This is a genomic window from Candidatus Spongiihabitans sp., assembly GCF_965247905.1.
In the GTDB taxonomy this organism is placed as follows: domain Bacteria; phylum Pseudomonadota; class Gammaproteobacteria; order Arenicellales; family Poriferihabitantaceae; genus Spongiihabitans.
Map to the genome: position 1 here is coordinate 1,465,885 of NZ_OZ252047.1, position 15,913 is coordinate 1,481,797.

Sequence of the window (15,913 nt, forward strand, 5' to 3'; positions counted from 1 at the left end):
GAAAGCATGATTAATTCATCATGATGCCCGCTTCTTTGTAGTACCGCTCTGCGCCGGGGTGCAGCGGGACATTCAATCCCTTGATGCCGTCAAGCGCAGTCTCCTCGCGAATGACCTTGCCTTTGGCGTGGCCATTGTCGAGCAGCTTGCGGGTGGTGTCGTTCCACAACGCTTTAGTGATCTGGTAAATCAATTGTTCGTCTTGATCGATGCTGGTCACCAGGATGCCATTGACGGCGATGGTGTTGACATCGTAATCAATGCCCGCATAGGTGCCGGCCGGGATTATGGATTGGCCATAATAGGGGAGAATCTCATGCGCCATCGCCACTTCGTCATCCGAGAAAGAATAAATCTCCATGCCTTTAGTGTTGTCGAGCTGGATCATTGCGGCCACCGGTGTGCCGGCAACATAGAAATAGGCGTCCAAATGCCCATCGGCAATCCGCTCGGCGCTTTGCGCGTTGTTGAGCTCGGCCTCGTCGATGTTGTCACGGTTGACGCCATGTTGGTCGAGTATTAACTCAACCGCGATCTGGGTGCCGGAACCGGCCTGGGCGATACCGACCCGTTGGCCTTTCAGGTCGCCTAATCCGTTCATATTCATGCCCTTCTTCATTATCAGGTGCATATCTTCGGGATATAGCTTGGCGATAATGCGCAGTTTTGGCTTCGCCTTTCCCGCAAACTTGCCTTCACCGTGATAGGCGAAATACAGCGTTGCCGCACCGGTCAGACCGGCTTCCATTTGCCCGGCATTGATGGCGGTAACGTTGTGCGCCGAGGCGTTGGTCGATTGGGCGATGGCGATCAGGCCCGGCACGCCGCAGCTACCGCCCTGCTCGCAGGTCTTGCCTGAGCCTGGCGGGTTGGAAATGGCGTTGGCGATCAGGCCGCCGATGGGGAAATAAGTGCCGCCGGCGCCACCGGTGCCAATGCGGAAAAATGTCATCTCTTGAGCCGAGACGCTGCCGGCGGATAAGACGCCAGCGACCGCGACTGCGGCAAGAATGCGTTTTAGTTTAATGGGTTTCATGGGTTGCTCTCGCTTCATTAGTTTGATTGGTTTGATTAGTGTCATTGTATCCCCCCAGCGCAGCAACAATACATACTACTGCACCATATAAAAAGGTTGCCATAGTGTTTGTCATAATGTCCAATACCGATACTTGCACTCCCCATAGCATTAGGTTATGACCGCGCTTATAAATTTGCGCCAAATCGAGGTATTTACGGCCATTATGCGGACCGGTTCGGTCACCAAAGCCGCGAAAACGTTGAACGTCTCCCAACCGTCAGTGAGCAAAGTGCTAAAGCACACGGAAGCCCGGCTCGGATTTCCGCTGTTCAAACGCCTTAGTGGCAAACTCTATCCGACTCCCGAGGCCGAGGTTTTGTATAACGAAACAGCGCGCATCGGCGAAGATATCGATCATCTCAGTCAACTGGCCTTTGAATTGCGCGATGGCGGTGTCGGGCGTGTCCGATTCGGCTGTCCGCCGTCTCTGGCCACCCATGTATTGCCCATGGGCATCCAGGCTTTTCGAGCCAGATGCCCCGGCATTAGCGTTCAACTCACTATTTCTCCATCGGCATTAATTCGCTCTGAGGTGATTAAACGTCGAGTGGACCTGAGCCTCGCTCATTTTCCAACCTCTGATCCGGAGGTTAGCGGGGTAACGCTGGACACTGGCCGCATGGTGTGTCTGATGCGCACGGATCATGTATTGGCAAACAAGCCGTGGTTGAGTGCGCAGGAACTGTTGGGGCACAATATGATTTTTGGTTACGCGGACCAGGAATTTCTCCGACTTATCGACAACGCGGCGCCGGAACTTCGAAATAATTCTAGCTGTGACCTGCTGGTAAACCACTACACGGTTGCCGCAAGTCTCGCGCAGCGTGGCTTGGGCGTTGCTCTGGTCGATGAGTTCACAGTTACCGGCAGCCGTTTCGATGATTTAGCCATAGTGCCGTTCGAGCCGGAAATTCCAATTCATGTGGGGGTGATTTATCCGCGATATCGTCCTCTGTCGACCGCAACGAAAATGTTTATTGAGACGTTGGGAGACGCTTTAGAGAAATTCAGAATTCGTGGCCGGCGGCCACGTAATAACCCGGTCGCCGATGCCTGATTTCACTCTGTTGCATTGATGGCAATGCGGGTGAGTATCCAATTTTTATTTCAAAACTCGAGCAAGGTGATGCGAGCATAACCATAAGTTATTGCCGGTTAAACAATTTATATTAGACACGTTGCCTTAGAAAATGAAAGATTGCAGTCAGGCAGGACACTTAATAAAGGAAATAATATGAAAGATTGGGTATCGAATAAACTGGCAAAATGGTGCATCGAGCTGCGCGCAGAGGATTTGCCCGATGATGTTCTGACCAAGGCTGAGGGCGTAATCCTTGACGCCATCGCTTGCGCCATTCCCGGTTGCCATACGCAAGGCGCCAAGCGTATTCATGCGGTTGCCAAATCCACCTTTGGCAGCGGCGATGCCATCATTTGGTTTGACAGCGCGCGCGTGCAGGCAACGGCGGCCGCGTTCGCAAACTCCGCATCCGTGTCTATGCTAGATTTGGACGATGGGCACCGCAGCGCGCTTGGCCATCCTGGCGCCGCCATCATTCCCGCCGCCCTGGCCGCCGCCGGGCCGCATGCTCAGGGGATTGAGTTGCTGAAAAACGTTGTCGCCGGTTACGAGGTGTGCATTCGCATCGGCATGTCGGAAAACCGCAAGTCCTATCACACCGGAAACTGGACCGGCCTCGGCGTCGCGGCGACCGCTGGGCTTTATGCCGGCATCACCGAGCAGCAGCTGGCGCATGCCCTGGCCACGACTTCCTATCATGGGCCTCGGGTCGCTGATTTGACGCTCAGCGCGGACATGGGCGCCAATGTCAAGGAATCCATTCCCTGGTCTGTGGTTACCGGCTTTATCGCCAAAGACTTGGCCATACAAGGATTCACCGGCTGTCGCGATGCAATGGATATCACGGAGCGTTACGATCCGAAAAAAGCGCTTGCTGGTCTCGACGATGGATATTTTCCATCCCAAGCGGGAAAACACTCGCACGCTATTATGCGAACTTATTTTAAGCGTTACGCATGCTGTCGCTGGATTCACAGTTCCATTGAGGCCTTGCTGGAAATCATGCGCGGCCGGAATCTCAAGCATGATGACATTAAATCCATTCGGGTGGAGACCTTTAAACAGGCGGCAAATCTCAATAATCTTGCCGAGCCAACGACACCGGAAAGCGGGCAATACAGCATTCCCTATAGTATGGCCATCGTGGCGGTTCTGGGCGAAGACACGCTGCCGCCACCGACATCAGAGTGCCTTCATCATCCTGAAATCGTGAAATTCGCCACGAAGATTGAGGTCATCCATAATCAATCAATGGATTCGGCTTTTCCTGTTACAAGCCCTGCACGAATCTTCGTGACCACTGCAAATGGAACATTCGAGGCGTTTGTGGAAGTGCTTTGGGGGGATCCGGATCAACCTCTATCGCGGGAAGATCTGGTCGGTAAGTTCAAAACTTTGGCACATCGCAGAATGTCGGATGATGATGTGATGAGTATTATCAGTGCCGTACAAAGCCTGCGAAACGGTGGTGTCAAGCCATTGTTGGAGGCGCTTGCGGCGGCCACTTGCCTGCCCGCGGAATGATTTTGCAACCGCGGAAAGATTCCATAGTTTAGCGTTAAAATTCCGAATTAACCCACAACTGCGCCAAATACACCGAATTGGTTTGGTATTGGGTCAGTGGCGGCGCAAGCCGCTCGGTGAGTCTCGCAACGCGTGACAATACTAATAGCCCGGCATAGTTGGCTTTTCCTCGGTTACTTTGGTGTCTCAAAGAGAGTCACACTTTGCGATTCACAATTACCCCCCAACCCGTCATTGCCCGGCTTGTTCCGGGCAATCCAGTTAAAAAACTCAGCGGCGTTAGCCGCTATCCTTAATGGCGGCGAAGCCGCCCGGTGAGTCTCGCAACGCGTGACAATACTAATAGCCCGGCATAGTTGGCTTTTCCTCGGTTACTTTGGTGTCTCAAAGAGAGTCACACTTTGCGATTTACAATTACCCCCAACCTGTCATTGCTGTATGTGTTCACTCTTTCGCTGACAGCTTCTTCCTCATTTCCAGTGGTGTTTTAGCACCGATTCCCTGATGCGGACGATGCTCGTTGTAGTAGAGAAGGTAGAGTTCCAGTTGCTGCTTGAACTCATCCAAACTCTCAAACACCGTGTCGTCTATCAGGTCATCATTCAATGTCCGCCAAAACCGCTCCACCTTGCCATTGGTCTGCGGTCGATAGGGGCGCGTGTAGCGATGCCGAATGCCTAACTCTTGCAACATCCGCTCAAACGGATGCCCCACCAGGTTCTTCTTGGAAGCAAACTCCGAGCCGTTGTCACTCATCATTTCGGCAAACTGAACCTGGTAACGACTATTGAGCAAGTTGATTATCCGCAAACTGGTGAACATCACCGACAAACTGGTGATGTCCGACACCACTTCGGCCCACGCAAGGCGTGTGAAATCGTCAACCAGCCCCACCAGATAGTGGCGTTTGCCCTCTGCGGGAAACAGATCCCGACTCAGGTGATGGCAGTCGATATGCCCCAATTCCCCTGCTTTTTGCTTGATAATCTTGCGTTTGTTTTCTTTCATTTTTCGCTTCAGACGGTTCAGGCCGTGGCGTCGCGTGATCCGATAGATGGTACTCGGCGAAGGACACTCATCTTTCAGTTGCGGCAATAATATCGCATAAATCTCGTAGCGGTTATTACCCAGCCGGCGTTGCCGGAGCACCAACTCTTCAACCAGAGTCATACCGCGCCGCGCCTGCCACTTCGGACCGCGGCAACGCGGCAGCAGGTCACGCCCGTTGCCGCTCGCCTTATACCGGTGATAATACTTCAAGAACACCTGTCGATGGGTGTTGTGATGCTTATAGAAGGCCATCACAAACCGAAATTTAGGGTGTTTGCCGGCTTTGACGGTCTCGTATTCCTCGCACAAATGTTGCCAGTTGCGGATATAATTTCTTTCAATTGTGCTGTCTTTGCTGTTATCTCTCATGGAATTCTCCTGGGTGTGTCAGTTAGTCAATGATATTTCCGATTTTGTCATCAAATAAGTGAACACATACAATTGCCCGGCTTGTTCCGGGCAATCCAGTTAAAAAACTCAGCGGCGTTAGCCGCTATCCTTAATGGCGACGAAGCCGCCGGTTGTTGTCCGGCTTTGCCGGACTATTAATGCCGTCACGCGAAGCGTGACTCATTTGCGGCGAAGCCGCGATATAAGGAGTTCGGCTGCGCCGAACGGTTTAATAACTGGATTGCCCGGAACAAGCCGGGCAATGACAGGTTGGGAGGCAATACATTTACTTAAAACCTCAACTCACCTTTACCTAAAACCTCAACTCACCCTTCAGCAAAATGACATCGTCATCCGCATCGGTATCACGATGTTCACCAACGAGATCCAGGTCGAGGCGGTCGCCGAGTTTCCATTGGATGCCCAAGCGGTAGCGGTTGCTGTCGTCGCTCAGGGTCATTGCGGTATATGCGAGCAATTAGGGGTCAGAGTAGAAATTATTTGTTAAGCAAATAGATTCATTGCATGATGACCTGAGAAATGCAACAAATAGCTGTATAGCGTTTGGGAGTGAAAGATTTTAGAAGTTAGAAAAACCTGGCCCAAAGCCCCAATAATTTCTACTCTGACCCCAATCTCCCCCCCAACCCGTCATTGCCCGGCTTGTTCCGGGCAATCCAGTTATTAAACTCAGCGGCGTTAGCCGCTATCATTTCGGCGGCGAAGCCGCCGGTTTTTCGAGCCGGAATGACGAGACGAAGAGCGTGTTGTCCGGGTTTGCCGGACTATTAATGCCGTCACGCGAAGCGTGACTCATTTGCGGCGGAGCCGCGATAAAAGAGTCCGGCTACGCCGGACGACATATTTAACTGGATTGCCCGGAACAAGCCGGGCAATGACAGGTTGGGGAGACAATGGTAAGTCGGAAGCCGCTATCATTCGCGGCGTAGCCGCCTTAAAACCTCAACTCTCCTTTACTTTACTTAAAACCTCAACTCACCTTTCAGCAAAATAGTATCGTCATCATCGGTATCACGATGTTCACCAACGAGATCCAGGTCGAGGCGGTTGCCGAGTTTCCATTGGATGCCCAAGCGGTAGCGGTTGCTGTCGTCGCTCAGGGTCATTGCGGTGTATGGCGTGAGCAAGCCACGACCACTGCCGAGCCACGATGGTCCGGTAAAGCCATTCATGCCATAACCAACCCGCAGGTCCAGCCGTGCGGCGTAATCGCGGGTGGCATCTGCGGCGGTGTCGGTGTCAGTGGCAGTGGCATTACCATCGGCATCGCGTAACCCCTCATCCCACAGGCGTTGGATGTCGCCGGCATCATCGCCGTAACCGGGGCTGAGGGCGAATGACCAGCCTTGCCCGTCGGCGCCGGCGGTCTTTTTGATGGCACCGCTGACACCCCATTCATTGGCATCGCCATCGTGTCCGAGCAACACGCGGGCTTTGCCTTCCACGCTGAAGCCGTTGGCATTGACATGGGATATGCCGAAGCCGAGTTCGGCGCCGCTGCCGGTGGCGCCATCGCCGCCGTCATGGCGTATGCCCGCCTCCGCGCTTCGTTCGGTGCGCGCGCCGTTGTCCAGTGCGATGGTGTTGGTGGACTCCAAACTCACGCGCACGCGGTTGGTATCCACTTCGCTTGCTTCCAAACCGCTGTTATCTTTGTTGGCGTCCACTTCCAACGTGCTTTGCGATACTTCACCTTTCAATCGCAAGGTGCTGGCGCCGCGTTGCCGCACGATGCCGTTACCGCCAATGGCAAAGGTGCTCATGGACAGGTCGTTGCTGGCGCCATTATCCCTTTTCAGTTCGCCTGAGCCGTAGCCGGCGGTCATCCACACTTCGCCTCGCGCACCGCCCCAACCGAAGTAGGGATTGATGCTGGTCAGGCTGATGTCGTAGGTTGTTTTATCGTCGGTTTCCAGTTCGCCTTCGTTCCACGACAGCGCCACGCCGCCAATCGCTTCGGCGGTGCGCCCGTCCAAACCGAAATGCACACTGAACATGTCGCCGTCCCAATCCAGCTCCTGGTCGTCATCTTCGCCACCGAAGTTGCGGTAGTCGCCGGAGCCCCAGAAGGTTATGCCGCTGCTATCCTCGCCACCGACAAAATTCAATGGCATCGTAAACTCCGAGTTGCCGAGCAGGGTTTTCATATCCAGCGTGCCGTCCTCCATTGAAGACGCGTGGGTGTTCATCAGGTTGGCAACGGTGGAGGACATGGCTTGGTCGCCATTGTCATTCCTGCCGCCATTCCCATTAAATGACATCTGTTGCCCGGCGAAGTTGAAACTGCTGGCACCGTTTTGTTGTGTTCGGGCGCGTTCGACCCGCCCGGCGATGGCGCTGATGTTCTGGTCGGCAATTACGCGCGCGACTTCCGACAAAATCACTTCGATTGCTGGTGCTGTGGTATCAAGTGTAATGACTACAGGTGGTGATGCTGCAGATGTGTTTGGTCCATCAGATGCCGTTGCAGTGAATGAGTTGGCACCTGGATTTAGTGCAACTCCTGTAAATGAGAAACTGCCTGAATCAGCAGTTACCGTACCAGCTGATGTCACCCCATTGAACAGTTCCACGGTTGTCCCGGCTTCAGCTGTACCATCAATCGTGATTGGTGTTGAGCCAACAGTTGCAGGTGATGTGGTAATTGCAGGAACTGGTGGTGTTTCAGTATCAAGCGTAATGACTACAGGTGATGATGCTGCAGATGTGTTTGGTCCATCAGACGCCGTTGCAGTGAATGAGTTGGCACCTTCAGTCAGTGCAACTCCTGCAAATGAGAAATTCCCGTCACCATCAGCAGTTGTCGTACCAACAGATGATGTTCCTTCTTTGAGTAGGTCTACAGTTGTCCCAGCTTCAGCTGTACCGACAATCGTGATTGGTGTTGAGCCAACAGTTGCAGGTGAGGTGGTGATTGCAGGAACTGCCGGTGCTATAGTATCAAGTGTAATGACTACAGTCGGTGATGCTGCAGATTTATTGGTTCCATCAGATGCCGTTGCAGTGAATGTGTTGGTACCCTCAGTCAGTGTAACTGCAAATGAAAAATTGCCTGAATCGGCAGTTGTCGTATCAACTGATGCTCCTCCCTTGAGTAGGTTTACGGTTGTCCCGGCCTCAGCTATACCTTCAATCGTGAATGATGCAGTATCGACAGTTGCAGGTGATGTGGTGATTGTAGGAGGTGCCGGTGCTACAGTATCAAGCGTAATGACTACAGCGGGTGATGCTGCAGATTTGTTGACTCCATCAGACGCCGTTGCAGTGAATGTGTTGGTACCCTCAGTCAGTGTAACTGTAAATGAGAAACTGCCCGAATCAGCAGTTACCGTACCAGCTGATGTCACCCCATTGAACAGTTCCACGGTTGTCCCGGCTTCAGCCGTACCGACAATCGTGATTGATGGTGTATTGACAGTTGCAGGTGAGGTGGTGATTGCAGGAGGTGCCGGTGTTTCAGTATCAAGCGTAATGACTACAGGTGATGATGCTGCAGATGTGTTTACTCCATCAGATGCCGTTGCAGTAAAAGAGTTGGCACCTGGATTTAGTGCAACTCCTGTAAATGAGAAACTGCCTGAATCAGCAGTTACCGTACCAGCTGATGTCACCCCATTGAACAGTTCCACGGTTGCTCCGGCTTCAGCTGTACCATCAATCGTGATTGGTGTTGAGCCAACAGTTGCAGGTGATGTGGTAATTGCAGGAACTTCCGGTGTTTCAGTATCAAGTGTAATGACTACAGCCGGTGATGATGCAGATGTATTTACTCCATCAGACGCCGTTGCAGTAAAAGAGTTGGCACCTGGATTTAGTGCAACTCCTGTAAATGAGAAACTGCCTGAATCAGCAGTTACCGTACCAGCTGATGTCACCCCATTGAACAGTTCCACAGTTGTCCCAGCTTCAGCTGTACCGACAATCGTGATTGGTGTTGAGCCAACAGTTGCAGGTGAGGTGGTGATTGCAGGAACTGCCGGTGCTATAGTATCAAGTGTAATGACTACAGCCGGTGATGCTGCAGATTTATTGGTTCCATCAGATGCCGTTGCAGTGAATGTGTTGGTACCCTCAGTCAGTGTAACTGCAAATGAAAAATTGCCTGTTCCATCGGCAGTTGTCGTACCAACAGATGATGTTCCTTCTTTGAGTAGGTCTACAGTTGTCCCGGCTTCAGCTGTACCAGTAATCGTGATTGATGGTGAATTGACAGTTGCAGGTGAGGTGGTGATTGCAGGAACTTCCGGTGTTTCAGTATCAAGTGTAATGAGTACAGGTGATGATGATGCAGATGTGTTTGGTCCATCAGATGCTGTTGCAGTGAATGTGTTGGTACCCTCAGTCAGTGTAACTGTAAATGAGAAAGTGCCTGTTCCAGCAGCAGCAGTTACTGTATCACCAGTTGATGTTCCTCCCTTGAGCAGTTCCACAGTTGTCCCGGCTTCAGCTGTACCAGTAATCGTGATTGATGGTGAATTGACAGTTGCAGTTTGTGTGGTGATTATAGGAGCTTCAGGTGTTTCAGTATCAAGTGTAATGAGTACAGGTGGTGATGCTGCAGATGTGTTGACCCCATCAGATGCCGTTGCAGTGAATGTGTTGGCGCCCTCAGTCAGTGTAACTGTAAATGAGAAAGCTCCTGTTCCATCAGCAGCAGTTACCGTACCAGCTGATGTCACCCCATTGAACAGTTCCACGGTTGTCCCGGCTTCAGCTGTACCAGCAATCGTGATTGATGGTGAATTGACAGTTTCAGATGGCGTGGTAATTTCAGGAGCTTCCGGTGTTTCAGTATCAAGCGTAATAGTTACAGCTGATGATTCTGCAGATTTGTTTGGTCCATCAGACGCCGTTGCAGTGAATGAGTTGGCACCTGGATTTAGTGCAACTCCTGTAAATGAGAAACTGCCTGAATCAGCAGTTACCGTACCAGCTGATGTCACCCCATTGAACAGTTCCACGGTTGTCCCGGCTTCAGCTGTACCGACAATCATGATTGATGGTGAATTGACAGTTGCAGGTGAGGTGGTGATTATAGGAGCTTCAGGTGTTTCAGTATCAAGCGTAATGACTACAGCTGGTGATGCTGCAGATGTGTTTGGTCCATCAGACGCCGTTGCAGTGAATGTGTTGGTACCCTCAGTCAGTGTAACTGTAAATGAGAAAGCTCCTGTTCCATCAGCAGCAGTTACCGTACCAGCTGATGTCACCCCATTGAGCAGTTCCACGGTTGTCCCGGCTTCAGCTGTACCGACAATCATGATTGATGGTGAATTGACAGTTGCAGGTGAGGTGGTGATTATAGGAGCTTCAGGTGTTTCAGTATCAAGCGTAATGACTACAGGTGATGATGCGTCAGATGTGTTTGGTCCATCAGACGCCGTTGCAGTGAATGTGTTGGTACCCTCAGTCAGTGTAACTGCAAATGAGAAAGCTCCTGTTCCATCAGCAGCAGTTACCGTACCAGCTGATGTCACCCCATTGAACAGTTCCACGGTTGTCCCGGCCTCAGCTGTACCATCAATCGTGATTGGTGTTGAGCCAACAGTTGCAGGTGAGGTGGTGATTACAGGAACTGGTGGTGCTGTGATGTCAACAGGTGGTACTTCGTCAGACGTTATCTGCGCTGAATGGTCACCAACAGGGTTACCCTCGGCAAAACCACGTACACCAATTGCATCAGCATTATTTACTGTGTCAAAAAGTGGATCAGTAGTGGCAATTGTATGTGGACTAGTGACAAGAGCAATAATTACCGCATCAGCCTCACCTGTTTTAATTGCATAAATAGTAAAATCGACACCATCTATATTATCCCAAGATACTTCGATGGAATTATCAGATAGTCTTTCAACTGTTACAGTGGGTGCAGGTGTAGTGACAGGTGCTACAAGAGTGGTTGCATCAACCTCGTTAGAATCTGCACTTGTTCTGCCCCCAACTGTTACGGTAACGACATACTTATACGGTGTCTCAGCAGTCAGGCCAGTATCAGTGGCAGTCAATGCATTGCCTGAAAACACTACTACATTAGCACCGCCTGCAACAACTCTGGTCAGGGTATAACTGGCGGCATTATCCACTGCAGTCCATTCAAGCACTACACTGGTATTAGTGATTGTTCCTGCAGAAAGTACAGGTGGTTCAGGCGTGGTCGCGGTCGGCTCGCTCACGGTCACGGTGCGGGTCAGCGGGTCGGCGGCATTGCCGGCGCGGTCCATCACATTGTAGGTAAGGGTGTACTCACCAGCCGTGTCAACGTCCACGGGGCCACCGGTAATGACAATGTTGGAGGGGTCGATGGGGCCATCAAGAGCATCATCGGCGGTTACCGGGTCGTTGTAGGCATCACCCTTTGTTATGGTGACGCTGGCTCCGCCGCCATTCAGGCTAATGGTTGGCTTCACGGTATCATGCTGGAACATGGCAAGCCCGGCAAATTCGGAGACAACGCCATTCACTGTCTGGCGGGCTCGCACCACATTGTCGTTATATGTGGCTTGGGCAACATCAAGGTCGAAACTACGGTCGGTGTTGCTGCCGGTGGTGTGAGAGTTGCCACTATTGGAAGACCATTCCCAGGTGTCCCTGTCGTTCTGAAAATCGGCGTGCAGTGTAACCACTATTGATCTGTTTCTGGTGAGGCGGTCCGTATTAGTACCACCATCGCGAGCCGTGTCACTCGCCAGGGCAATGCCTGGTGGTGGAACGGCACGGGCAACGGTGACGGTGTAGGTTTGTTCTTCGACGCCGTCCTCGGCGACGACCAGGATGGGGATGGTGTTATTGCCAACATTCAAGTCAATCGCTTCACTGGGTTGGCCGCTGGCAACAGCAACGCCGTTCACAGCCACGGTTGCGCCGTCGTCAGTCGTGGTCGGCGTTACCGTAACGCTTGCCACATCAGTGCCCACGCTGACGGCGTAAGCGTTGGTGCCGGACGCGAAGGTCGGATTCAGGGTGCCTGCCGAAACATCCAGGGCGGACAGAGTCGAATCCGCAGACAGGGCCGCGGCAGCCACAGCACCGATCGCCGCGCTGGCAACTTTTTTACCGCTACCTTCGCCGTCGGTGTAAGTGGCGACCACTCGAATAATCTTGCCGACATCATCGGCATCCGGCTCGTAGGTCGCATCGGTGGCGCCGCTGATGGGGGGCCAGGCGGCATCGTCGACGGCGGCGGCGGCGTCGGTGCCGTCCACCGCGCTTTGCCATTGATGCGTAATGCCGGAAACAGGCGTTCCATCAGATGGCGAATCCTCGTCGGTTACCGTGCCGGCGGTTAGCGTTGCGCCAACCTGCGCGTCGCCGGTAATGGCGCTGATGGCACCCGGTTCATCCACGTTGGTAACCGTTATCGTTACCGCCAGCGCGTCGCTGGTCTCGGACGCGCTCACGATGGCGGTTACGGTGATTTCATACCTGTTGTCGAAGTTGGCATCCGCCGGTGCCTCAAAGTTTGGCAGTACCGCGAAGGTCAAGGCGCCGCTGTTGTCAAGCGTGAAGTCTCCCGCATCGGTTCCGCCGAGGGTGAAGCCGGCAATGGTTCTGTCGCCAGTCGCGGTCGCAATGAACGTCACCACAATGCCCGTGGCATTTTCGGCAAACTCTACCGGTGGTGCTGGTGCAACCACAACCGGTTTGGTCGGCATCGGTTCGGTGGCGGTGCCAGTTGCGCTCGCCTCGGTCGCGGGGCCCATGTTCGGGGTGGTCGCGGTGTCCGTCACGCTGTCGGCGGCAAGGGTCAGGGTGAAGGCTGTCGCTCGCGGGGTGATGCTGATGGTGTAGGTGGTGCTGGGGCCGCTGGCCGGGGTCACACTATTCACCACGAGGTCGCCGGACGCCTCAATGTCTTTGGAAACGGAGAAATCACCCACCGCCAAACCGGTTACCGCCTCGGAGAAGGTAATGTCGTAATCCTGCGCCATGCCAATCACACCTTCGGCAATGGGATCGAGGGTCACCGTCGGCGGAGTGATGTCCGCAGCCACGGAGAGCGCGAATTGCCGATTGAATCGTTTCAAACTCGCGGCGTCCTGGACACGGTAGGTCGGGGTGGATTGCTTAGCCGTGGTCGGCGTGCCCGTGAGCCTGCGGGTGGCCGCATCGAAGGACAACCCGTCGGGAAGACCGCCAAAGCTGGTCAGCCCGTAGATATAGCGGGGGCTGGAACCGGTGCCGCCGGTGGCTTCCGGCAGGGTCAGGTCGACCGCCGTGCCAACCGTGTATCTCTGGCTGGCCGGCCGCTCGGCAAACCCCAGCGCGGCGAACGCCGGGGGTGTGCAGGCCGTTGCGCCATCTGGGTTCCCGCTCCCCTCGCATACCGTGACCTTGACGAAGATGAGGGCGAAACCACCCCCCGAGGAGTTCGCCCTGTAGTTGAATGCAAAGCCGTCGCCTGCTTCACCCGCGCCCGCCAGCGTCGGTGTGCCCGAGAAGGTGCGGTTGGCCGGATTAAAGCTAAACCCCAGTGATTTGAGTCCGGGGTTTCCGGTCACAGAGTAGGTTACGGCGAGGCCGCCGGTGGCTGCCGGAAAGACGAGGTTATCGGTGGCCACCCCAAACTGGAAATACAGGTTGATGGTTCTTATTTCGTTGGGTGTCGCACCGATTCCCACTGGCTGCGGGAACGTCTGCGCTGCGGCTGGCGATGCCAGCCCGAGCAGCAGGCCGATCACCATTAGCGGGCCCAGCAGGAGGGCGGCGAGGCGAGGGGCCGCCGGCATCACGCCACGCCTCCCGCCCGGCGGGCCTGGCTGGGGCTGGAGTGAAGCCCAGGTAAATCTGGGGGGGGGGGGGGGGGGTGATACTCATCCTTGCCGCAATGCGGATGCAAAAACGAATGGTAGCGATTGTTCTATTCATGTGTCTTGCTCCTCAGATATCCGAATAAAGTTAGTTTTGGGCGAGCCGCACCCGGGGTGGCGTGACCAGCAATCGGGGTATTGTATACGAAAAACACACTCGTCATAATCCAATTCGCCCTCAATCTGTCATTCTCGCCGGCAGGCGGGAAAAACCACCCTCCCTGCCGTCATTCTCGCCGAAGGCGGGAATCCAGTTAAATATCTGTCACGCGTAGCGTGACTCCTTTTGGCATCCGGCTTTGCCAGACACAAACCGGCGGCTTTGCCGCCATTTAAGGATAGCGGCTAACGCCGCTGGTTTAATAACTGGATTGCCCGGAACAAGCCGGGCAATGACGAGTTGGGGGCGAATTGGACAATGACATCCCTGCCGGCGAGAATCGAGACGCGGCGAAGCCGCGCAAATGGCGGCGGCTTTGCCGCGATAAAAGGAACCCGGCTACGCCGCCGAGGAGCCCCGCAATGCGCAAAAAACCGCCAGAATTCCATAATAAAGAGTATACTATGCAAGAGTTAGTTGGTGTTCTGACTGAGTATTAAATAGCGAATGAGGCGTTGGTTATGACACAGATTGAAGGTTTGAATCCGTTTACACCCGGAACTGGGCAACTCCCGCCTTATCTGGCCGGTCGGGAAAATGAGCAGGGTCGGTTCAGACAGATATTGGCAAAAATGTCTGCCGGAAGGTCGCCTGCCGCCAACATGGTTATGTATGGGCCCCGGGGCATGGGAAAAACAGTGCTGTTGAATTGGCTCATAGATGAAGTCGAAAAAACCGATACGAAGGATAATTCTATACGTACAAGTTCGGCGACCCCTAATCAATTAAAAAATCCGGCAGAGATATGGGGTTTTCTATTGTCTGATGAAGGTTGGATGGAAAAGTTATTGTCGGGTGAAACAACAGCAGGATTTGATGCAAAGGTATTTTTCGCCAAGAAATGGAAAGAAAAATCCCCTACTAATAAAATCCTTTTAAACACTTTGATTTCTGAATGTAAAAAAAATCCTTTGGTGTTTCTGTTGGATGAAGCACATACCATGGAGCCGGAGCAATGTCACGCTTTGTTAAACATTAGCCAACAGGTACAAAACGAAGCCCCCTTTTTGCTGGTTCTCGCTGGCACCCCTGGCTTGGCGCATTTCTTGACCACAGTGGGCGCTAGTTTTGTTGAACGTTCCACGAAAATGGGCATTGCACGATTAGATGCGCAGGCCACTGCGGATGCTATTGTAAAGCCGTTAAACGAACATGGCATAAATATAGACGACAGCACCCTTGCGCCGGTCGTTGAAGACAGCCAGCATTATCCTTATTTCATTCAACTTTGGGGCGAGGCCCTTTGGGATCTGGCAAAGGAAAAAGACCTGCAAAAACTGACTTCTCAAGAAATTGCCGAAGTAGAAACAAAGATTGAGAACCGCCGATCAAACTTTTATGAACAACGCAGAGCAACATTAGACGACCTTGAACTGCTGCCGGCGGCTGTTGCTATTGCGGCACTATTCCAAGACACAGAAACAACCACAAGGGATTATCTCAAAGAGATCATTGCAGATAATTTACCTGCTGATTCACTGGCTACACAGTCGGTTAATGAGCATCTACGAACGCTTATTCGCCATGAATTTATTTGGAATCCACCAGATTCAATATTATTTGAGGCGGGCATTCCGAGTTTGATGAAATATGTCCTGGACCGGCAACGCGAGCATGTGCAAGAAAGATCACCGACAGCAGAATGAGTCACGCTACGCGTGACGACATTAATAGTCCAACTCCGCCGGACTATTTATTCTCAATGTGCCTTTGGCATCTCAACGCGCTTTTGTCCTCTCGATTCACTTGTTACCCCCCATTCGTCATCCTCGCCGGCAGGCGGGAATCCAGAGTGGCGAAGC

At 53.1% G+C, this 15,913-nt stretch carries 11 protein-coding genes; 5 read left to right on the forward strand and 6 right to left on the reverse strand.

Annotation, left to right across the window (positions count from 1 at the left end):
- Window positions 1-10 precede the first annotated feature (10 nt).
- Window positions 11-1,036, reverse strand: coding sequence for a TAXI family TRAP transporter solute-binding subunit (locus ACP158_RS07595; RefSeq protein WP_424948330.1), 1,026 nt, complete (start codon window positions 1,034-1,036; stop codon window positions 11-13).
- A 157-nt stretch (window positions 1,037-1,193) separates the two neighbouring features.
- Between ACP158_RS07595 and ACP158_RS07600 the strand changes: the two genes are divergently transcribed.
- The 3 genes from ACP158_RS07600 to ACP158_RS07610 all read left to right on the forward strand — a co-directional run bounded on the left by ACP158_RS07600 (window position 1,194) and on the right by ACP158_RS07610 (window position 4,001).
- Entirely contained in the window at window positions 1,194-2,135 is a 942-nt protein-coding gene (locus ACP158_RS07600; RefSeq protein ID WP_424948331.1) for a LysR family transcriptional regulator, read from the forward strand.
- A gap of 177 nt (window positions 2,136-2,312) precedes the next feature.
- Window positions 2,313-3,683 carry an MmgE/PrpD family protein gene (locus tag ACP158_RS07605; RefSeq protein WP_424948332.1) on the forward strand — a complete coding sequence of 457 codons (1,371 nt, stop codon included), beginning with the start codon at window positions 2,313-2,315 and terminating at the stop codon, window positions 3,681-3,683.
- A 132-nt stretch (window positions 3,684-3,815) separates the two neighbouring features.
- Window positions 3,816-4,001, forward strand: a complete 186-nt coding sequence (locus ACP158_RS07610; protein ID WP_424948333.1) for a hypothetical protein — start codon at window positions 3,816-3,818, stop codon at window positions 3,999-4,001.
- A 126-nt stretch (window positions 4,002-4,127) separates the two neighbouring features.
- Here the strand turns inward: ACP158_RS07610 and ACP158_RS07615 are convergent, their stop codons facing one another.
- Window positions 4,128-5,102 (reverse strand): integrase core domain-containing protein, encoded by a 975-nt coding sequence (locus tag ACP158_RS07615; RefSeq protein WP_424948334.1) that lies wholly within the window; start codon window positions 5,100-5,102, stop codon window positions 4,128-4,130.
- A 334-nt stretch (window positions 5,103-5,436) separates the two neighbouring features.
- Window positions 5,437-5,601: a hypothetical protein gene (locus ACP158_RS07620; RefSeq protein ID WP_424948335.1), complete on the reverse strand. Its 165-nt coding sequence runs from the start codon at window positions 5,599-5,601 to the stop codon at window positions 5,437-5,439.
- Between the two features lie 176 nt (window positions 5,602-5,777).
- Between ACP158_RS07620 and ACP158_RS07625 the strand changes: the two genes are divergently transcribed.
- Window positions 5,778-5,915 carry a hypothetical protein gene (locus ACP158_RS07625; RefSeq protein WP_424948336.1) on the forward strand — a complete coding sequence of 46 codons (138 nt, stop codon included), beginning with the start codon at window positions 5,778-5,780 and terminating at the stop codon, window positions 5,913-5,915.
- Between the two features lie 191 nt (window positions 5,916-6,106).
- Here the strand turns inward: ACP158_RS07625 and ACP158_RS07630 are convergent, their stop codons facing one another.
- From ACP158_RS07630 to ACP158_RS07640, 3 genes are all read right to left on the reverse strand, one after another.
- Window positions 6,107-13,870 (reverse strand): beta strand repeat-containing protein, encoded by a 7,764-nt coding sequence (locus ACP158_RS07630; RefSeq protein ID WP_424948337.1) that lies wholly within the window; start codon window positions 13,868-13,870, stop codon window positions 6,107-6,109.
- A 267-nt stretch (window positions 13,871-14,137) separates the two neighbouring features.
- Window positions 14,138-14,263, reverse strand: a complete 126-nt coding sequence (locus ACP158_RS07635) for a hypothetical protein (protein ID WP_424948338.1) — start codon at window positions 14,261-14,263, stop codon at window positions 14,138-14,140.
- A 33-nt stretch (window positions 14,264-14,296) separates the two neighbouring features.
- On the reverse strand, window positions 14,297-14,521 hold the full coding sequence (locus tag ACP158_RS07640) for a hypothetical protein (protein WP_424948339.1): 225 nt from the start codon (window positions 14,519-14,521) through the stop codon (window positions 14,297-14,299).
- A 51-nt stretch (window positions 14,522-14,572) separates the two neighbouring features.
- Here ACP158_RS07640 and ACP158_RS07645 point away from each other — a divergent pair, with 51 nt between their 5' ends.
- The gene (locus ACP158_RS07645) at window positions 14,573-15,757 is read left to right on the forward strand and encodes an ATP-binding protein (RefSeq protein WP_424948340.1); all 1,185 of its coding nucleotides are present in this window, start codon (window positions 14,573-14,575) and stop codon (window positions 15,755-15,757) included.
- Window positions 15,758-15,913: the final 156 nt, after the last annotated feature.